A 19,777-nucleotide genomic window follows, 5' to 3' on the forward strand; every position below is an offset into this window, starting at 1 on the left:
ACCATAGGGCGCTGGTCCACCCGCCGCCCGTTCGCACTCACCCGGCCAGGTGAGGCGCTCCGGTTCAGTAGGCCATGAACAGGATTTCGTCGCGCGAGTAGTCGTGACCCGGGTGGTTCTCCTTGAGGTGCTGCTGGGTCTTCGCCACGAGGTCGTCCTCGTCCTGGCCGATGATGCGCTCACCGCACGGGCAGGTGATGTTCCTCTTCATCGCTTTCCTCCACTGGAGATCACTCCCGTCGACTCTACTGACGACGGGCGGGCGGCGACGGGGGTTCCCCGCTTCACCGGCGCCGCGGGTAGGCGGGCCAGGGACCTAGCTGCGGCAACGGTCCGTCGAGCGCGACCCGGGGCTCCCGACCGGCGAGCCACGCCGCGAGGTCGCGCACCGCACCGACCACTCGCTCCCCTCCCGCTCTTGTCGCTCCGGCGCCCCACTCGCGCTCCACGTCCGTGGCGCGCAACCGGCACCCGTCGGGCAGCCGGGGCGACAGGACGTCGAGGACGTGGCAGGAGAACTCCACCCCCCACTCGGCGGGCGTCACACCCAGGTCGAGGTCGACGAGGTGGATCCACACCTCGCGCCAACGGGTGAGCACGGCGGGCACGAGGTCCACGTCACCGCCCGGCACGGGCGCGTCCCAGTCCTCCACCCCCGCCCACACCTCCTCCAACCGGCGGGAGTGCTCGGCGTGGGCCGCGCGGTGCTCCTCGGCGGTGCGACCCGCCGTGGCCTCGATGACCGCGTCCCGCTCCCCCGGCTCCCACAGCTCCACGACCTCACCGCGCAACGCGTGCTCGACCACCCGAGCCCGAGCCCGAGCGGCGTCGCTGAGGTGGGCCAGCACGTGCCCCCGGGTCCACCCCGGCAACAGCGACGGCTCACCCACCTGCTCGTCCCCCAACATGTCCAACACCTCGGCCAACCGCCGATGGGCCTCCACAACCCCCACCAACAAATCCACCCAAACCCCCCAAACCGCGCGTGTCGTCCACTCAGGCATCTCGTGTCGTCCGTTCAGGACCCCCGAGTTCTACATTCGCGCACACCCGGCGCCCCGGCCAAGCCCCGCCGAGGGGTACGCGAACGTAGAACTCAGGGGACCGGAACGTTCGACGCGGTGGGCCTGAGCGTTCGACTCGCGATGTCTGAGTGGAGGACTCGCGATGTCTGGGTGGAGGACACGCGATGTCTGGGTGGAGGACACGCGGGGTTATTCGACGGTCACGCTCTTGGCCAGGTTGCGGGGGCGGTCCACGTCTCGGCCCAGGGTGCGGGCCAGGTGGTAGGCGAACAGCTGGAGGGGCACGGAGAGGGTGATGGGGGTCAGGGAGTCGTGGGCGCGGGGCACCCGGATGACGTCGGTGGCGAGGTCGGCGGGCAGGGTGGCGTCGGTGACGGCGATGACCGGGCCGCCCCGGGCCTTGATCTCCTCGACCGTGGCGATGTTCTTGGGGAGCAGTTCGTCGTCGGGGAGCAGGACCACGGTGGGCATGGCCGGGTTGATCAGGGCCAGGGGGCCGTGCTTCAGCTCCGACGCCTGGTACGCCTCGGCGTGCACGTAGGAGATCTCCTTGAGCTTCTGCGCCCCTTCACGCGCGACCGGCCAGCCGCGCACCCTGCCGACGAAGAACATGTGCTCGGCCCCGGCGTACTTCCGCGCCACCTCCGCCACCGCCTCCTCGTCGGCCAGGACGCTCGCGATCGTGCGCGGCAGTTCCGCCAGCCCGGCGACCAGCCGCCGCCCCTCGGTGATCGACAGGTCCCGCACCCGCCCCAGGTCCAGCGCCAGCATCGCCAGCGCGACCGCCATGGTGGTGAACGACTTGGTCGCCGCCACCGACACCTCCGGCCCCGCGTGCAGGAACACGCCGTGCCCGCACTCGCGGGCGATCGTGCTGCCCACCGCGTTGACCACGCCGATCACGTGCCCGCCCTTGCGCTTCAGCTCCTGCACGGCGGCCAGCGTGTCGAGCGTCTCCCCGGACTGGCTGATCGCCACGTACAGCGTGTCCGGGTCCACCACCGGGTTGCGGTAGCGGAACTCCGACGCGGGCTCGGCGTCGGCCGGGATGCGCGCCAGCTCCTCGATCAGCTGCGCGCCCACCTGCCCCGCGTAGTACGCCGAACCGCAGCCGAGCAGCTTCACGCGCCGGATGCGCTGGTAGTCCTGCGGCGTCAGGCCGACGCCGTCCAGCCGGGCCGACGAGAACCGGTGGTCGAGCCGCCCGCGCAGGCACCGGTCGACGGCGTCGGGCTGCTCGCGCATCTCCTTGTGCATGAAGTCGGGGTGGTCGCCCTGCTCGTAGTCGAGCCCGGTGACGTCCACGGACGTGGGCGTGCGGGTGGTGGCGCGGGCGTCCATGGTGGAGGTGCGGTAGCCGTCGGCGGTGACCGAGGCGATCTCGTCGTCCTCCAGGTAGACGACCTGCTGCGTGTAGCGGACCAGGGCGGTCACGTCGGAGGCGACCAGCATCTCCTGCTCGCCCACGCCGAGCACGACCGGGCTGCCGCGCCGGGCGGCGACCAGCTCACCGGGCCGCTCGATGTCCATCACGATCACCCCGTAGGCGCCTTCGACCTGCGCCAACGCCTCGCGCACCGCGTCCTCCAGGGTGGCGGCGGCGCTGCGGGCGACCAGGTGGGCCAGGACCTCCGAGTCGGTGTCCGAGACCAGGTCCACGCCGTCGGCCCGCAGCTGCGCGCGCAGCCGGTCGGAGTTCTCGAACACGCCGTTGTGGACGATCGCCACCCGGCGCGCCGCGTCCACGTGCGGGTGGGCGTTGCGGTCGCTGGGCTCGCCGTGCGTGGCCCACCGGGTGTGGGCGATGCCGGTGGTCCCGGACAGGCCCGCGGGCACTGCCCGCCGCAGGTCGCCGACCCGCCCGGCGGTCTTGACCACCTCAAGCCCGTCGCCGGCGACCGCGATGCCCGCCGAGTCGTACCCCCGGTACTCCAGCCGGTGCAGGCCCTCCAGCAGCACGGGCACCGCGTCCTTGGCCCCGACGTACCCCACGATCCCGCACATGCGCACTCCTGTTCAGCCGTAGACGATCCGGCGCAGCTGGCGCTCGGACAGCGGCGCCGCCGCGACGGGCCGCACGTCCAGCTCCGCGCGCAGCATCGCCCAGATCCGCGCGTTGGGCAGGCCGTCCCGGCGCAGCTCGGCGTGCCTGCGCAGGACGTACTCCTCCGCCGTCTCGACGAAGTAGCCCATGACGTCGGAGACGACGCGCCGCGCGAGCGCGGGCGGCAGCCCGGTCGTCCGGACCACGTGCCGGAGGAGCTCCTCCGGCACCTCGTCTCCCACGGGCTCCAGCATGGCGACCAGCCAACCACCGGGCCAAAACCCGTGCCCGGTTTCGGGCACGGGCCGGCGGGGGGCGCGTTCGCGGACCTTCGCGAGGTGCCATGAAAAGTAGTGTTAGGTTAGGCTTACCTCAGCAAGTACGATCGCGCCCATGCCCCGGTACCCGGTGTTGGACCAGTTGCAGCTCAAGGTGCTCACCAAGGCCGCCGGCCCGGTGATGGCGCCCGGCGACCAGCGCGAGGTGTTCGACCAGTTCGCCATGACCGTGACGGCGGTGGCCGACCTCTCCCCGGGCCTGCGCCGGGCGACCTTCCACGCCGACGGGTTCGCCGGGTTCCGGCCCACCGGTCCCGACGAGCGCTTCGGGCTGCCGGCGCCGCCGGAGGGTCGGCCGCCGACCATGCCCGGCGAGGACCGCGTCAACGTCCGCGCCTCCCTGCGCGCGATGCCCGCCGAGGACCGGCGCCCGGTGATGTCCAGCGGTTGCCGGAAGGTGGGCGCGGCGCGCCTGTGAGGCGCGTCAACGGCCGAGGGTGTCCAGGGCGGCGTCGACGGCGGCGGCGCGCACCTCCTCGACCGGCTCGTCGGCGAACACGAGCACGCAGTCGGCCAGACCGCCCAGGGCGATGGTGGCGCGCGTGGCGGCGGAGAGCGGCGGGTCCTCGCCCACCAGCAGCGCGCTCAACCGCGTCCGCCAGTCCAGCACCCGGCCGACCAGGCCGAGGTCCGCCAGCGCGACCAGCTCGCCGATCAGCAGCGAGACCACCTCGCGGTGCGCGAACTGGAAGTCGAAGTAGCCCTCCAGCACCGCGCGCGGGTCGGCGTCCGGGCGGGCCTCGGCCGCCGCGACGAACGCGTCGCCGTCCTCGATCAGCGGCTGCACGATGCTGCGCACCAACTCGTCGCGCGACGAGAAGTGGTAGTAGAGCGCGGGTTTGGTGATGCCCAGCCGGTCCGCGATGTCCTGGAGGCTCGTCCGCCGCACGCCCTGCTGGAGGAACAACTCCTTCGCCACGGCCTGGGCGCGTGCTCTGGTGTCGGACTTCGCTCTGGCCACCACCGCAGCTTAATAACCGGTCGCCCGCTCCCGGGGCGCTGGTACCGTGGCACTTACCGACCGTTAAGTAAGGGGGAAGCGGCATGGGGGTGCTCATCTCCGGCGCGAGCGTGGCGGGACCGGTGCTGGCGTGGTGGCTGACCAGGCACGGGTTCGAGGTGACCGTGGTGGAACGCGCGCCCGCGCTGCGCAGGACCGGTGGTCACGCGGTGGACCTGTTCCGGCCCGCGATGGAGGTCGTGGAGCGCATGGGCGTGCTGCCGCAGGTCCTGGGCAAGGCGACCGGGACCGCGCGGATGTCCCTGCGCAGCCGGGGCAAGCGCCCGGTCGAGGTCGACCTGGGCCGCTTGTTCGACGCGATGGCCGACCGGCACGTGGAGGTCATGCGCGACGACCTGGCCGAGATCTTCCACGACGCCACGCGGGCCGACGTCGAGTACGTGTTCGGCGATTCGGTCACCTCGATCTCCGAGGACGGCGAGGTGGCGTTCGAGCGCGGCGCGCCGCGCCGGTTCGACGTGGTCGTCGGCGCGGACGGGCTGCACTCCGCCGTCCGGCGGCTGGTGTTCGGCGAGGTGCCCGAGCACTTCATCGGCGCGCACGTGGCCGTGCTGTCGCTGCCGAAGCGCTTCGCGCCGGCGGACCGGGCCGTCGCCCACGCCGAGGTCGGCCGGCTCGCCGCCGTCTACAGCGCCCACCACCTGCCGGACGCGCGGGCGGTGTTCCTGTTCCGCACGCCCGGCCCACTGGACTACCACCACCGCGACGTCCCGAGGCAGCGGGAGCTGCTGCGCGCCGCGTTCACCGGGATGAACGACGAGGTGGAGCGGTGGCTCGACCACCTCGACGGCGCGTTCTACTTCGACTCGGTCACCCAGCTGCGGCTGGACTCGTGGTCGCGCGGCCGGGTCGCCCTGGTCGGCGACGCGGGCTACTGCCCCGGCCCGGCGGTCGGCGGCAGCACGAGCCTGGCGGTCGTCGGCGCGCACGCGCTGGCCGGTGAGCTCGCGGCGGCGGGCGGCGACCACGCGCGCGCGTTCCCCGCCTACGAGGCCCGGATCGCCGACTACGTCCGGGGCAGCCGGGAGTTCGCGGTGGACGCGGCGAGGCGCCTGGTGCCCGGCACGCCCCGCGACCTGTGGCTGCTGCGGCAGGGCTTCCGGGCCATGGGCTCCCTGCCCCGGCCGTTGGGCCGGGCGCTGGTCCGCCTCAACCGGGCCGGCGCGCGGCTGCACGACTCGGTCGAGCTGCCCGACTACCCGCTGCCGGCGCGCTGACGCCGGGGCCGGCACGGCTCCTCCACGTCCACAGAGGACGGTCCGGCCCCTGCCGACCGGTTCGGGGAACCGCACCGCCGACCGGGTGGTACGCGACCCCGGCGGCTAACGGGCGGGCGGACGGGGCGAACTCACCGGTGCCACCCGTCGTCGAGGAGGACGAACCCATGATGCCGTCACGACCGCTCCGCCTCGCCGCGGCGACCCTCCTCGCCGCGGCGGGCGCGCTCGTCACCGCGCCCGCCCACGCGGCGGGGGTCGACCAGGTGTGCGCGGGGACGGAGGTCACCACCTTCGACCCGCCGCTGACCCTCACCGCGCGGCCGACGACCGTCACCGTCAGCGGGATCTACACCACCTGCACCAACCCGGACGCGGTCACCGCCACCTATGCCGAGACGTTCACGCTCACCGCGTCCTGCCTGGTGCTGTTCGACTCCGGCTCGGCGTTCCGCACGTTCACCTGGGGCGGGACCACGGCGCCGAGCGACTTCCGGTACAACGTCACCTCCAGCGCCGTGGCCGGCCAGGTCGTGGTGGTCAACACGGGCGTGATCACGGCGGGCGGGTTCGCGCCGGCCGGGGCCGAGCAGGTGATCACCCTGGTGACGCCGAACGTCCTCCAGTGCCTGGCCGGCGGGGTGGCCTCCGTGACCGGGCCGACCACCCTCACCGTGCACGGCGCCTGACCTACCACAGGATGTCGGTCAGGGCTCCCAGCGGCGCGCGCTCGTCGGTCGACGACGGCAGGACGAGCGCGTCCGCCGCCCGCACCTCGTCCGGGAAGGCGAACCCGCACCGCTCCTCCACCTCGGCCACCTTGACCTGGAACACCCGGAACTCGTCCAGCTCCAGCGACTCCAGCTGGTTCAGGTTCTGGGTCAGCAGGAACGCCCGCGCGGTGAGCGCGCCGCCCGAGGCGAACACGACCACCTTCCAGTACTCGCGCGGCAGGGCCACGCCGCGGAAGACCCGGTCGTCCGCCCGGAACACCGGGCCGCCGTAGACGCTGACGCGCAGGCGGTCCACCTCGGCGTCGGCGAGCACGGCGTCCTCCAGCCTGCCCCACAGGCCGCGCCGCGAGCTCTGGTTGAAGTCGTCCATCTGCGGCGTGATGTTGGTGAAGTAGAACGAGTCGACGTTGGCCTGCTCCGCGTCCGGGCCCCACAGCAGGTCCGCGCGCCGCGCCAGGTGGCCCCGGTCGAGCCGGTTGCCCCGGTACAGCTCGTCGCCGACCTGGTGCTCGGCGGGCACGCGCGGGTCGAGGACGAACGGGATGCCGCTGCGGTTGATCTGCTTCAGCCCGCCGCCGTCGATGTTCCACGCCACCCAGAGCGCGAAGCGCCGGGACTTGGACTGGGCCAGGGAGAAGTGGGTGTAGTCGATGACCGGCTCGCCGTCCAGCTCGACCGCGTCGGCCCGCGTGCGCTCGCCCAGCACCGGCAGGCCCGCGGGCGTGCCGAGGAAGTCGGGGTCGAAGCCGAGCCGGGCCGCGCGCTCCGGCCGCACGCCCTTCGGCGGCGTGATCGAGATGCCCAGCTTCTCGAACACCGAGCCGGGCAGGCACGCGAGCGCGTGCTCGTCCGCGTCGCCCGCCGCTTCGCCGGCGAAGTGCAGGCCGGCCAGGGTCCGGCCGGGTTTGCCGTTGGCGGACTTGAACACCCACGCCGCGCCCGAGTCGCCGCCCCGGCTGATCTCGCCGTCGGGCGCGGGCTTGGCGCGGTCGGGGCCGATCTCGAAGCAGCCGATCTCGCGCTGCCCGACGCCCGGCCCGTAGTCGATCTTGGCGAGCACGTCGACGCGCCGCACCACGCCGTGCGTCACGCCGGTGGTGCGGCCGCTCTTGACGACCTTGTCGCCGAGGTCCGGCTCGCCGAGCTTGTCCACGGCGACGCCCAGCTCGTGGATCCGGGCGGCGAACCCGCGGTCCTCGACGGTGGCGATCGCGCAGTCGCCCGCGGCGCCCAGGTGCGACCGGACGAGCCGGCCGAGGCGGTTGCGCCCGGTGCGGTTGTCGTCGTGCACGCCCGGCTGCACCACGTCGTCGCCCAGCGCGCCCTGCGGCCCGTGCAGGACGTGCCAGTTGCTCAGCACGTACGGGGTGCCGTCCTCCCGGTCGTGCACGACGCAGCCGACGGTGCCCGCGGACACCCGCACGTGCCCCACGCTGACGCCGGGCACCACGGGGTCGACGCGCGTCTTGCGCGGGTCGACGGCCGCCTCCTCCAGCACCCGGAACTCCACGCGGTAGTCGCGTTGCAGCACGTCCGTCGGCACGGCCACGCCGTCGACCTCGATCACCGCGGGCAGCGGCGCGGTGCCCAGCGCGGCCAGCTCCTCGGGCGCGGCCTTCCGCCGCACGGTGAACTGGATGGCGACCTCGTCGGTGGTCCGACCACCGGACACCTTGTGACCGATGCCGATGGATGACACGTTCGGGTCGCTCAGGTAACCGGCGCCTTTCGTGCGCACGAACTGCCGCAGCGACGTGGGCGCCTCGTTCTTCTTCCTGGCCATGAGCGCAATTCCCCCTGTGTGCGCGCGTCGGTGGCCTTGCTGTCGAAGTCCCCCGAATGAGCGTTAGCCCGAACTTAACGCGTTCAGCCATTCAGCCTAACGAGTGCACCCGGACACGACCGTCGGGTGATCGACCACTGATCGGCCCTGCCGCGTGTCACGCCCGACGTGTTGAGGTGCAGGGACGAGTTCCCCTGAAAGTCGGCGACCCCGCCGACCCCTGCTCTAGGAGGAGCCATGAGGACCAGACACGTCGCGGTGGCCGGAGCGCTCTTAGCCGGGCTCGTCGCACCGACCGCGCACGCGGCCGCGCCGGTGCTCTACAGCGGGCACCCCGACGCCGTCGCGGACAGCTACATCGTGGTGCTCAAGCGGCACGAGGACCTGGCGGCGACGCGCACCGCCGCCCGGGGCGTCACCCGCGCGTACACCTCCGCCCTGGCGGGCTTCGCCCTGCGCGCCGACGCCGCGAGCGCCCGCCGCCTGGCCGCCGACCCGCGCGTGGCCTACGTGGCGCAGGACCTGGAGGTGGACCTGGGCGCCACCGCGCGGGCCGCGGGGGTGCAGCCCGACCCGCCGTCGTGGGGGCTGGACCGGATCGACCAGCGCTCCCTGCCGCTGGACGCCGAGTACCACCACGCCAACACCGCGGCGGACGTGCGGGCGTACGTCTTCGGCACCGGCATCCGCTACACCCACCAGGAGTTCGACGGCGCGGCCGTGCCGGGCCTGGACGCCATCGGCGGCGTCACCCCGCCGGGCAACGACTGCAACGGGCACGGCACGCACATGGCGGGCATCGTCGGCGGCCGGACCACCGGCGTGGCCAAGGACGTGACCCTGGTGTCCGTGCGGGTGCTCGACTGCCAGGGCTCCGGCTCCTACTCCCGGATCATCCAGGGCATCGACTGGGTGACCAGGGACGCGGCGGCCGGCGGCAGGCGCGCGGTCGCGCTGATGACCCCCGGCGGGCCGAAGCACCAGGCGTTCAACGACGCCATCACCGCGTCGATCAGGGCGAACGTGCACTACTCGGTCGTGTCCGGCAGCTCGAACACCGACGCGTGCGGCTTCTCACCCGGCAGCACCCCGCTCGCCACCACCGTAGGCGCGACCGACTCGAACGACAACAAGGCGGGCTTCTCCAACCAGGGCGGCTGCATCGACGTGTGGGCGCCGGGCGTGAACATCACCTCGGCGTGGGGCACGTCGGACACCGCGTACTCGACCATCAGCGGCTCGGCGGCGTCCGCGCACGCGGCGGGCGCGGCGGCGCTGTGGCGGCACCGGTTCCCCGGCGACTCGGCGGTGCAGGTGGCGTCCGCGCTGACCGCCAACGCCACGCCCGGCGTGGTCAAGGGCCTCGGCGCGGGCTCGCCGAACCTGCTGCTGTTCACCGGCATGGTGCCCGCGTGACGACGCGCGGACCACGCACTCCTCGTCGTCGGACGCAGCCGCAATCGCAATCGCAATCGCAATCGCAGTCGCGTTTGTGGTGCTAACCCGCCCACAATCGCAACCACAGTCGCGATTACGAGCCCGACCGCCCCGCAATCGCAACCACGGTCGCGACTACCGGCCCAGCCCGGTCGCAATCGCAACCACGGTTGCGATTGCGGCCGGCATGACGGCGTTGCCGGTGTCCACGCTCACCGCGACCCTGCCGGACGCCTCGCCGACCAGCGCGCCGCACGTGGCCGGTCGGAGGTTCGCCGTCGTGGTTCGCGCGGCCGGTCCTCGCTCACGGCACAGTCCACTCGCAACACGAAAGTTATTACACGATCAGGTGAATCGTGCAATCTCGCGCGGGTCAGGTGATTCCCCGTAAATGCACCCCGCGGGCAACGGTGTGACGCCGCGGTCGCGAGGACGGCTCGGTTCGTCACAGGCATGACGTTAAGCACTCGGCGAAGGGGCCAATTCGTCGGTCGCGGAAGGACCTGGCCGCCTCCCGACCAGGCCGGGGTTTGACCTCGTCGGAACCGGGGTAACGCACTCCGGTGACCTCCACCCCCTCGTGCGCCGTGTCGGGAGAACAGCCCCGGACCTGGCCTTCCGCCCTCGGGCGCGCCGGTCCGACCCCACCACGGCGAGAACGCCGGAACCCCGCGCGGCGGCTCGGGCAGGATGTCTGACGCACGTCTCGTCGAGGTTGCGTTTCAGTGGGGATCGTCACACCGCTCTGTAACGACGAGGATAAAAGACCGGTCCGTGTCATCTACGGTGGAGTGTCGTGCCAAGATTCCTGGTTATGGCCCCACACGTCCCTGATCTCAGCGACGGTGCCGCGCACACCCGGCCCCGTCGGCGTGTACGCGGACCGGTCCCGGGATCGACGAGGTGGATCCGGCTGTGACCGCTGATCGGAGCGGAAGTGCCGGGCGGGCGGAACTGCTCCCTCCCCGGCTGAACGCGTGGCTGACGCTGTCCCGGCAGGTGCCCTCCAAGGTGCTGCGCCCGGGCGTGCTCGGCGCTGTGCTGATCACCTTCGGCGGGCTGGGCGCGGGCGCGGTCGTCCGCCGCGACCCGCTGCTGAGCGGCACGTTCCTCAACGCGATGCGCTACGGCCACGGGCACGACCTCGCCTTCGCCGTCCTGTACGCGGGGCTGGCGCTCATGGTGGTGTCGTGGGTCCGGCTCGGCCGACTGGTGCGCACCGGGCGGATCGGCGGCCGGGCGGTGGCGCTGACCGCCGCGGCCTGGACCGCGCCGCTGATCATCGCCCCGCCCCTCTACAGCCGGGACGTCTACAGCTACCTGGCGCAGGGCGCGGTGGCGCTGCGCGGGTTCGACCCCTACACGACCGGCGCGTCGGCGCTGGACCTGCCGCTGAGCGGCAACGTGGCCGGGCTGTGGCAGGACACGCCGTCGCCCTACGGGCCGCTGTTCCTGCTGCTGGCCAAGTCCACGGTGGCCGTGGTCGGCGACAACGTCATCCTCGGCGCGATCCTCATGCGCCTGGCCGTGCTCGCCGGGCTGGTGCTGCTCGCCTGGGCGATCCCGGGCCTCACCCGCCACCTCGGCGGGCGCGCCCCGGTGGCCCTGTGGCTGACCGTGGCCAACCCGCTGGTGGTGGCCGTGGGCATCGGCGGCGCGCACAACGACATCCTGATGGTCGGCCTGATGGCCGTCGGCGTGCTGATGGTGCTCGACCGCAGGCACGTGCTCGGGTTCGCGGTGATCGCCCTGGCCGCCGCGGTGAAGGCCACGGCGCTGCTGGTCGCCCCGTTCCTGGTGTGGGTGTGGGTGGCGCGGCTGTCCGGTCCCGCGCGGCACCGCTTCCTCAAGGGCGCGGCCGCGGGCGGCGGCGCCTTCGTGGTCGTGTTCGCCCTGTCCACCCTGGTGGCGGGCGTCGACCTGGGGTGGATCGACGTGCTGCGCTCGCAGACCCCGCTGCTGACCTGGATGTCCCTGCCCTGCGCGGTGGCGGAGCTCACCTACCACGCGGTCGGCCGCCACTTCGGCGTGTTCACCTACGAGGGCTTCCTCGGCTTCTTCCGGTCGGCTGGCATGTACGTGCTGGTCGCCGTGCTCGTCCGCCAGTGGTGGCTGGCCCGGGAGGGCGGCGCGGAAGCGGTCCGGCGCGCCGCGATCGCCCTGCTCGCCGCCTCCGTGCTCGCCCCGTCGGTGCTCCCCTGGTACTTCACCTGGGCGCTGGCGCTGGCCGCGGTGTTCGCGTGGCGGGACAGGTGGCTCGCCGTCGCGGCCGGCGTGTCGGTGTGGATGGTGCTGGTCACCCTGCCCGACGGCACGATCGTCGCCCGGTGGACCTACGGTTCGATGAACCCCTGGGTGTGGTGGCCCTACCTGGCCCTGACCGTCCTGGTGGGCGTGTGGGTGGGCCGGGCGCTGCTCCAGCGCGAACCCGGCGCGGCTCTGCGCCACATCGCCGGCGTCACGTCGCACGGCGCCGCCCGGTCGGGCGTGGACCTGCCGGGCGTCGACCTCTCGGGCGTCGACCTCCCGAGGGTGGACCTCTCCGGCGTGGACTTCAAGGACCTGGCCGACCTGGACAAGATCGATTTCAAGGACGTCGACCTCACCGGCGTCGACGAGGGGGCGGACGTGCGGCGCGGGAGTTCGGGTGGCTGACCGGGCGCACGCGGTCGAGGAGGGGGTCCTCAGGTTCGCGCCGCTGGTGCTGGTCCTGTCGCTGGGCTGGTACGCGTGGCGGCTGGGCGACCCGGCCGACTGGGGCATGATCGACCTCAAGGTCTACTGGAGCCTCTCGCCGAACCTGCTGGGCGACCAGCTCTACTCGATCAACATGCCGTTCACGGCGGACTTCCCGCTGCCGTTCACCTACCCGCCGTTCGCGGCGCTGGCGTTCCTGCCGATCTCGTCGCTGCCGTGGCTCGCCGCGCGCGTCCTGTGGCAGGTGCTGTCCCTGGTCTGCCTGTGGTGGCTGGTCCGGACGGCGCTCGGCTTGCTCGCCTCCCGGGCCGGGCAGCCGTACGACGCCACCTGGTCGCGCCGGGCGCTGCTGTGGACCGGGCTGGCGCTGTGGTGCGAGCCGGTGCGCAAGACCCTCGACTTCGGGCAGATCAACCTGGTGCTGGTCGCGGGCACGTTCGCGGCGATGGTGGCGACCCGCCAGGCCGTGGCGGGCCTCGGCGTCGGCGTCGCCGCCGGGCTGAAGCTGACCCCCGCGATCTCGGGGCTGTACTTCCTGGTCACGCGCAGGTTCGCGGCCGCGGCGTGGTCGGTGGCGGGCTTCGCGCTCACGGTGGCGCTGGGCTTCGTCGCCTCGGCGGGCGACTCGTGGCGCTACTGGTTCGAGCTGCTCGGCGCGGCCGACCGGGTCGGCCCGGTCGGCTCGGCGATCAACCAGTCGCTGCGCGGCGCGCTGTCGCGCACCTTCGGGCACGACGTGGGCACGTCCTGGCCGTGGCTGCTCGCCGTGGCGGTGTCCGCGGTGCTGACCGGGTTCGCGCTGCGCGCCGCGGTGCGGGCCGGCGACACCCTGGCCGCCGTGGTGGCCGTGCAGCTGTTCGGGCTGCTGCTCTCGCCGATCTCCTGGAGCCACCACTGGCTGTGGGTCATCCCGCTGGTGCTGTGGCTGGTGCACGGCGGGTCGCGGCGGGGGTGGCCGGCGCTGTCGGTCGCCGCGGCGTGGGTCGTCGTGACCGGCGCGGACCTGATCACGTTCCTGATCGACCAGCAGCCGTCCATCTGGGAGGTCCCCCGGCCGTGGCCGCTCGCCGCGCTCGGGTGGGCCTACCCGGCGCTCGGCCTGCTCAGCCTCGCCGTGATGCCCCGGCTGCTCCGCGGCGGGCGGACCGGCGCGCCCCTCCCCCCGACCTCGAAGGCCGAGCGCAGTGCCCTCTGAACCGTTCGCCCCGGCAACCTTGGAGAGGCGGCTGCTGGCCGTCGCGCCGTGGCTGCTGATCGCCTCCGCGCTCGTCCGCGGCTGGACCATCGTCACCGGGTTCGGCAACGAGACGATCGACCTGTACGTGTACTGGGCGCTCGCGCCGCACGTGCTGGAGGGCGACCTCTACCAGGTCACCTCGCCGCACTCGCCGCCCGACTTCCCGCTGCCGTTCACCTACCCGCCGTTCGGCGCGCTGGTGTTCCTGCCCATGACGTGGCTGCCGTGGGTGGTGGCGCAGTGGGCGTTCCGGCTGCTGTCCGGGCTGTGCCTGTACTGGCTGGTGCGCGTGTCCCTGCGCCTGGTGGCGGGCGCGGGGTGGACCGAGGAGCCCCGGCTGTGGCGGCGGCGGGCGATCCTGTGGACCGCGGTGCTGCTGTGGATGCAGCCCGTCTACCACACGTTCGAGTTCGGGCAGATCAACCTGGTGCTGGCGGGCGTCGTGCTGGCGGCCATGGTCGCCAGGGACCCGCGGGTCGCGGGCGCGGGCATCGGGCTGACCGCGGGCGTGAAGCTGGTGCCCGCCATCTCCGGGCTGTACTTCCTGGCCACGCGCAGGTTCGCGGCCGCGGCGTGGTCGGTGGCGGCGTTCGCGGCGAGCGTCGGCCTGAGCTTCCTGGTCGACGCGGAGCAGGCGAGGCGCTACTGGTTCGAGCTGCTCGGCGCGGCCGACCGGGTGGGCCCGATCGCCACCGCGCACAACCAGTCGCTGCGGGGCGCGCTGTCCAGGACCCTCGGCCACGACGTCGAGATGACGTGGCCGTGGATCCTGGCCGCGGTGGTGGCGTCCGTGCTGGCCGGGTTCGCCCTGCGGGCGGCGGTGCGGGCGCGCGACGCGCTGCTCGGCGTGCTGGTGGTGCAGTTCCTCGGGCTGCTGCTGTCGCCGATCTCGTGGGACCACCACTGGGTGTGGGTCGGCGCGCTGCTGATCTGGCTGGTGCACTCGCGGGTGGTGCCGTGGGCGCGGTGGACGCTGCTGGTGCTGTGGTGCCCGATCATGTTCTGGGACCTGATCGCCTTCCAGCTCGACCGGCAGCCGACGATCTGGACCATCACCCGGCCCGGGTGGCTGTCGCTGATCGGGTGGGCGTACCCGGCTTTCGCCCTGCTGACGCTGGCCGTGGTCGCGTTCGTGGTGAAGGGGCGGAGCGGTGGCGGGCGCGGACCTGCCGGCGCCCCTTCCGAGTTGGGCGGGGTGAACGGTGCCAAGGCCGCGCAGTAGGACCGCCGTGACCGACATCGTCCTGTTCCACCACGCCCAGGGCCTCACCCCGGGCGTCCACGCCTTCGCCGACCGGTTGCGCGCCGCCGGTCACCGGGTCACCACGCCCGACCTCTTCGACGGCAGGGTGTTCGCCACCGTGGAGGAGGGCGTCGCCCACGCCGAGGAGATCGGTTTCGACGCGGTGGTCCAGCGCGGCGTCGAGGCGGTGGCCGGGTTGCCCGAGCGGGTCGTCTACGCCGGTTCCTCCCTCGGGGCCATGCCGGCGCAGAAGCTCGCCCAGACCCGTCCCGGCGCGCTCGCCGTCCTGCTGTACCACGGTGCGGTGCCCGCCACGGCGTTCGCGCCGTCCTGGCCGGCCGGCGTGGCGGTGCAGGCGCACGTCAACGACGAGGACGCGTGGGGCGACCTCGACGTGATGCGGGAGCTGGTCGGGCTGGTCCCCGACGCCGAGCTGTTCACCTACCGCGGTTCGACCCACCTGTTCACCGACAGCAGCCTCGACGCCTACGACGCGGCAGCCACGGAGCTGGTCGTGGAGCGCAGCCTCGCCCTGGTGGCCCGCCTGTCCTGAGCGGTCTCGACCGGTCTTGACCGGCATTCGCCGGTGACGTGGGTCACTCCCGCGTTACAACGTTGTAAGCGAAGTGGTGGCCGGCTACGATTCCGGTCGTTGCCGAGACCAGAGTTCGCGGAGGAGCCGGTTGGCCACGCTGAAGGACGTCGCCGCGCTGGCCGGCGTGTCGGTGAAGACGGTGTCGAACGTGGTCAACGGCTACGCGTTCGTGAAACCCGAGAACCGCCGCCGGGTCGAGGAGGCGCTGCTCACCACGGGCTACCGGCCCAACCTGGGCGCGCGCAACCTGCGCCGGGGCCGGACCGGTTTCGTCGCCCTGGTGCTGCCGGAGCTGGTGGTGCCCTACTTCGCCGAGCTGGCGAACCTCGTGCTCGGCGCGGCGCAGGAGCACGAGTGGAACGTGCTGATCGAGCAGACCCAGGGCACCCGCGACGGTGAGCGCGACACGCTCGCCGCCCTCGGCCCGCACATGATCGACGCCGCGATCGTGAGCCCCGAGGCGCTGACGACGCACGACTTCGGCGAGCTGGTGCCCGGCATCCCGGTGGTGCTGCTGGGCGAGCACCGCGTGGACGTGCCGTTCGACCACGTCGGCATCGACAACGTGGCCGCCGCGCGCGAGGCCGTGGCGCACCTGGTCTCCCTCGGCCGCACCCGGATCGCCGCCATCGGCGCGCACCCCCACCGCGGCACCGCCGCGCAGCGCCTGGCCGGCTACCGGCTCGCGCTCACCGAGGCGGGCCTGCCCGTGCGCGAGGACCTGGTCGCGACCGCCCTGAACTACCACCGCCGCGACGGCGCGGAGGCCATGGCGCGGCTGCTGGGCTCCCCCGAGCCGCCGGACGCCGTGTTCTGCTTCAACGACCTGCTCGCCGTCGGCGCGGTGCGGGCCGCGGCCGAGCGGGGTGTGCGGGTGCCGGACGACCTCGCTGTCGTAGGCTTCGACAACACTGAGGAAGGCGCCTACAGCCTCCCCTCGCTGACCACGGTCGCCCCGGACAAGGCCGCCATCGCGCACGCCGCGGTGGACCTGCTGCGCCGGCGCGTGGAGGACACCGAACGGCCGACGGAGCACGTGCGGACGCCGTTCACGCTGCGGGTGAGGGAGAGCACGGGTGGCGCGTGACGGGGTGTTCGAGGCTCCGGGCAGGATCAACCTCATCGGCGAGCACACCGACTACAACGACGGCTTCGTGCTGCCCATCGCCCTGCCCCACTCGGTGCGGGTGCAGGCGCACCGGCGCGACGACGACGTGCTGCGGATGGCCTCCCGGCAGGCAGCCGGCACCGCCGAGTTGGGCGTGGCGGACCTGCGGCCGGGCGCGGTGACCGGGTGGGCCGGGTACGTGGCGGGCGTGGTGTGGGCGCTGCGCGAGGCCGGGCACCCGATCGGCGGGTTCGACCTGCTGGTGGACGGCAACGTGCCGCTGGGCGCGGGACTGTCCTCGTCGGCGGCGCTGGAGAGCGCCACCGCGCTCGCCGTGACCGAGCTGTCCGGGGTCGAGCTGGACCGCCGGGAGCTGGCGCGGCTCGCGCAGCGCGCGGAGAACGAGTTCGTCGGGATGCCGTGCGGGATCATGGACCAGTCGGCGTCGCTGCTGGCGTGGGAGCGGCACGCGCTGCTGCTGGACACGCGGACGCTGGCGGTCGAGCACATCCCGTTCGACCCGGCCGCCGCCGGGCTCGCGCTGCTGGTCGTGGACACCAAGGCGCCGCACCGGCTGGTGGACGGCGAGTACGCGGCCCGCCGCCGCGACTGCCACCGCGCGGCCGAGCTGCTGGGCGTGCCCGCGCTGCGGGACCTGGTCGGCGAGCCGCACGACCTGCCCGAGAAGCTGGTGCCGCGGGTGCGGCACGTGGTGAGCGAGAACGCGCGCGTGCTGGAGGTGGCGGACCTGCTGCGGGAGGGTCGGATCGGCGAGATCGGGCCGCTGATGACCGCGTCGCACGAGTCGCTGCGCGACGACTACGAGGTGACGGTGCCCGAGCTGGACGTGGCGGTGGACGCGCTGCTGCACGAGGGCGCGCTGGGCGCCCGGATGACCGGCGGCGGGTTCGGCGGCTGCGTCATCGCGCTGGTCGAGGAGTCGGCGGCCGACGCCTGCGCGGCGGCCGTGCGCGCGGCCTTCGCGGGGCACGGCTACACCGAGCCGGAGAGCTGGACCGCCACCGCGGCGGCCGGCGCGCGCCGGGTCGGGGAACCGGTCGGGTAGTCCGGCGCACGCCGGGGTTCCGGGGCCGGTCGCCCGGGCCGGCGCGGGACCGGTCGTCCGCGCGCCGCTCACACCGCCGGGCGCCCGCCGACCGCGCGGCGCGAGGCTCACGCGGTCGGCGGGCGCCCGGGACCAGCCCGGACCAGCGCCGCGGCATCAGCGCTGCGGGACCGGCGGTGCCGTGGTCCGGTCGAGCGGCAGCACGTCGCGCAGCGGCTTGAGCACGGTCGGCTCGGTGTCCGACCTCGGCTCCGGCGCCGGCCGATCGGGGTCGACCTGCGGCACGACCGGCGTCAGCGGGGCGGCGGGCGGCCGCGCCGGGACCTCCGCCAGGTAGGACTCCGGGAAGTCCACGTCGACGGCCACCTCGTCGCCGCCGATCTCGCGGGTGATCCACGCCCCGCTCTCCACGAGCTGCTTCACCGTCTTCACGTGCAGGCCGTTGATGCGCTGGAGGTACCACTCGTCCGGCGGCAGCTGCCCCATGCGGCCGACCAGCCGCGCCTTGACCGCCTTGACGCGCTCCCACAGCGCGGTGGTCAGCGCCGCCCGGTCGTACGGCCCTTCGAGGCCCTCGCGCAGCCGCGCCTCGATGCCGCGCGACACCCCGTCCTCGTCGGGCATGAGCATGGTCGTCCACGCCCGGGACTTCTCGCGGTACTGGAGCTGCTGCATCAAGCCCTCGTGGCCGGAGAAGTCGGACGCGCGGAACTGCCTGCCCTGCCACCGCGAGCGCAACGCGCCCGCCAGCGACAGCGCGCTCTTCACGCCGGTGTTCAGGCCGCGGCCGGGCCAGAAGTGCAGGGAGTTGGCCGCGTCGCCGATGAGGAACCCGAACGTGGCCGGGCCGAGCTGGGCGGTGAAGCGGGAGTTCTGCGTCATGCTCAGGTTGAACATGGTGATGCCCTGGATGTCGCGCGGCGTCGCGCCGAAGAACCGCACGCCCTCCAGGACGCGCGGCCACAGGAACGACAGCCGGTCCACCGACGGCTTGAAGACCGCGCGGTGCCGGTCGCAGGCGAACCGGTCGCCGCGCGGCAGCACCGTGCACCGGTAGGTGCGGATGCAGTCGACCGGGCCGTTCTCGCCGATGGCCACGATCTCCGAGGCCTCCTCGGCGGTCAGCCGCATGTTGATGAACCCGCCGCCCAGGGAGTTGAACAGGTACCGGTTCTGGCTGACCGTCAGCGGCACCGTGTGCTCGTCGGGGAACACGCCCTTGACCCGGATGCCCAGCACGGTCTCGACCAGCTGCTCGCCGTCGACCGAGTAGAAGTCCCGGTCGGGCTTGCCGAAGTGGTCCTTGAGCCGGTCGCGGGTCGGCGAGTTCGCGCCGTCGGCGACGACCAGGATGTGCGTGTCGCCCCACGCCGCGGGGACTTCGTAGCGGCCGGGCACCAGTTCGACGCCGTAGACGTCCTGCGCCATGTCCAGCAGGCAGTCCTCGACCCACCGGATCTTGATGTTGCGCGGGCGGCCCTTCGCCGCGGGCGAGTCCGGGCCCAGCGGCCACATCTCGCCGAACCTGCCCCCGGTGAACAGCCGCTCCTGCACGCGGTGCGGCAGGGTCGACCACACGTTGCTCTGGAGCGTCACGACCTGCTCGCGCCGGAAGTTGCCCTCGGCCTGGCCCAGCCACACGACCCGGTCGCCCTGCCGCTTCCACCGCCGGTCGTGGACCCTGACCTCGACCTGGTCCCCCATCATCGCCCGCAGCGCGCAGGCGAAGGACAGCCCGACCGGGCCGCCGCCCGCCACCACGACGCGCAACGGCTCCCGGCCGGTCGGCAGCGGGTCGAGCTTCTTGAACAGGCCGGTCGCCCAGTCCCCGGCCGGGGTCTCGGCCGGCCGGCGCGGCATCTTGATCAACGTGGTCTTGGCTTCGGCCTGGTGCACGACCGGGTCGCCCCCTCAAGGATGGTCGTCGAGTACTGCTTCGACACGTACGGTGACCCGGATCGGTTCACCCGGGTTCTTGACACGCCAGAGACCCCTCCAGATACACCCCGTCGGCGGTTTTCTTCTCCGACCCGCCACGGACCGTCAGGAGTCCAGGCTGATCATGCCCTTCGCGCGCGCCAGGGACTCCTCCGAGGCGGCGGGAGGCCTCCGGCTCCGGCGCGGTCTTGGCGCGGGTGTGGAAGTGGTGGACGGCGCGGTCGGCGTTGGTGGACGTGCCGGTCCTCTCGCCCCGCGGGTCCGCTACGGCACCCCGTCTTGCCGTGCCTCGTC

General features: G+C 73.2%; 17 protein-coding genes. 10 read left to right on the plus strand and 7 right to left on the minus strand.

Translation table 11 applies throughout. The features are described from left to right. Window positions 1-64: 64 nt before the first annotated feature. The 4 genes from ABD223_RS09015 to ABD223_RS09030 all read right to left on the minus strand — a co-directional run bounded on the left by ABD223_RS09015 (window position 65) and on the right by ABD223_RS09030 (window position 3,323). Window positions 65-211, minus strand: a complete 147-nt coding sequence (locus ABD223_RS09015) for a DUF1059 domain-containing protein (RefSeq protein ID WP_344035543.1) — start codon at window positions 209-211, stop codon at window positions 65-67. A 73-nt stretch (window positions 212-284) separates the two neighbouring features. Continuing rightward, entirely contained in the window at window positions 285-1,004 is a 720-nt protein-coding gene (locus ABD223_RS09020) for a maleylpyruvate isomerase family mycothiol-dependent enzyme (protein ID WP_344035544.1), read from the minus strand. Window positions 1,005-1,214: 210 nt separating this feature from the next. Further along, on the minus strand, window positions 1,215-3,029 hold the full coding sequence (gene glmS / locus ABD223_RS09025; RefSeq protein WP_344035545.1) for a glutamine--fructose-6-phosphate transaminase (isomerizing): 1,815 nt from the start codon (window positions 3,027-3,029) through the stop codon (window positions 1,215-1,217). A 12-nt stretch (window positions 3,030-3,041) separates the two neighbouring features. Continuing rightward, window positions 3,042-3,323, minus strand: coding sequence for a hypothetical protein (locus tag ABD223_RS09030; protein WP_380648626.1), 282 nt, complete (start codon window positions 3,321-3,323; stop codon window positions 3,042-3,044). Window positions 3,324-3,462: 139 nt separating this feature from the next. On the opposite strand from ABD223_RS09030, the gene ABD223_RS09035 reads away from it, so the two are divergent. Further along, entirely contained in the window at window positions 3,463-3,825 is a 363-nt protein-coding gene (locus ABD223_RS09035; protein WP_344035546.1) for a siderophore-interacting protein, read from the plus strand. Between the two features lie 6 nt (window positions 3,826-3,831). Here the strand turns inward: ABD223_RS09035 and ABD223_RS09040 are convergent, their stop codons facing one another. Next, window positions 3,832-4,368 carry a TetR/AcrR family transcriptional regulator gene (locus ABD223_RS09040; RefSeq protein WP_344035547.1) on the minus strand — a complete coding sequence of 179 codons (537 nt, stop codon included), beginning with the start codon at window positions 4,366-4,368 and terminating at the stop codon, window positions 3,832-3,834. An 83-nt stretch (window positions 4,369-4,451) separates the two neighbouring features. Between ABD223_RS09040 and ABD223_RS09045 the strand changes: the two genes are divergently transcribed. Both ABD223_RS09045 and ABD223_RS09050 read left to right on the plus strand, forming a co-directional pair. Further along, a complete protein-coding gene (locus tag ABD223_RS09045; RefSeq protein ID WP_344035548.1) occupies window positions 4,452-5,645 on the plus strand; it encodes an FAD-dependent monooxygenase in 1,194 nt (397 codons plus the stop codon). Window positions 5,646-5,812: 167 nt separating this feature from the next. Beyond that, window positions 5,813-6,334: a hypothetical protein gene (locus ABD223_RS09050; RefSeq protein WP_344035549.1), complete on the plus strand. Its 522-nt coding sequence runs from the start codon at window positions 5,813-5,815 to the stop codon at window positions 6,332-6,334. A gap of 1 nt (window position 6,335) precedes the next feature. Here ABD223_RS09050 and ABD223_RS09055 read toward each other — a convergent pair whose 3' ends face one another. Then, entirely contained in the window at window positions 6,336-8,162 is a 1,827-nt protein-coding gene (locus ABD223_RS09055) for a DNA/RNA non-specific endonuclease (protein WP_344035550.1), read from the minus strand. Between the two features lie 237 nt (window positions 8,163-8,399). Here ABD223_RS09055 and ABD223_RS09060 point away from each other — a divergent pair, with 237 nt between their 5' ends. The 7 genes from ABD223_RS09060 (at window position 8,400) to galK (ending at window position 17,545) form a co-directional block, all read left to right on the plus strand. Beyond that, the gene (locus ABD223_RS09060; RefSeq protein ID WP_344035551.1) at window positions 8,400-9,578 is read left to right on the plus strand and encodes a S8 family peptidase; all 1,179 of its coding nucleotides are present in this window, start codon (window positions 8,400-8,402) and stop codon (window positions 9,576-9,578) included. Window positions 9,579-10,514: 936 nt separating this feature from the next. After that, window positions 10,515-12,254 (plus strand): polyprenol phosphomannose-dependent alpha 1,6 mannosyltransferase MptB, encoded by a 1,740-nt coding sequence (gene mptB / locus ABD223_RS09065; RefSeq protein WP_344035552.1) that lies wholly within the window; start codon window positions 10,515-10,517, stop codon window positions 12,252-12,254. Continuing rightward, window positions 12,247-13,491, plus strand: coding sequence for a glycosyltransferase 87 family protein (locus tag ABD223_RS09070; protein ID WP_344035553.1), 1,245 nt, complete (start codon window positions 12,247-12,249; stop codon window positions 13,489-13,491). The genes mptB and ABD223_RS09070 overlap by 8 nt, the downstream gene beginning before the upstream one ends. A gap of 19 nt (window positions 13,492-13,510) precedes the next feature. Further along, window positions 13,511-14,755 (plus strand): glycosyltransferase 87 family protein, encoded by a 1,245-nt coding sequence (locus tag ABD223_RS09075; protein ID WP_344035554.1) that lies wholly within the window; start codon window positions 13,511-13,513, stop codon window positions 14,753-14,755. A gap of 7 nt (window positions 14,756-14,762) precedes the next feature. Beyond that, complete coding sequence (locus tag ABD223_RS09080) at window positions 14,763-15,329, plus strand: dienelactone hydrolase family protein (protein WP_344035555.1); 567 nt, start codon at window positions 14,763-14,765, stop codon at window positions 15,327-15,329. Window positions 15,330-15,459: 130 nt separating this feature from the next. Next, window positions 15,460-16,458 (plus strand): LacI family DNA-binding transcriptional regulator, encoded by a 999-nt coding sequence (locus ABD223_RS09085; protein WP_344035556.1) that lies wholly within the window; start codon window positions 15,460-15,462, stop codon window positions 16,456-16,458. Further along, on the plus strand, window positions 16,448-17,545 hold the full coding sequence (gene galK, locus ABD223_RS09090; RefSeq protein ID WP_344035557.1) for a galactokinase: 1,098 nt from the start codon (window positions 16,448-16,450) through the stop codon (window positions 17,543-17,545). The genes ABD223_RS09085 and galK overlap by 11 nt, the downstream gene beginning before the upstream one ends. A gap of 156 nt (window positions 17,546-17,701) precedes the next feature. Here the strand turns inward: galK and ABD223_RS09095 are convergent, their stop codons facing one another. Further along, window positions 17,702-19,441: a hypothetical protein gene (locus ABD223_RS09095; RefSeq protein ID WP_344035558.1), complete on the minus strand. Its 1,740-nt coding sequence runs from the start codon at window positions 19,439-19,441 to the stop codon at window positions 17,702-17,704. Window positions 19,442-19,777 lie beyond the last annotated feature (336 nt).

This window comes from Saccharothrix xinjiangensis (assembly GCF_039527585.1).
Lineage (GTDB): Bacteria > Actinomycetota > Actinomycetes > Mycobacteriales > Pseudonocardiaceae > Actinosynnema > Actinosynnema xinjiangensis.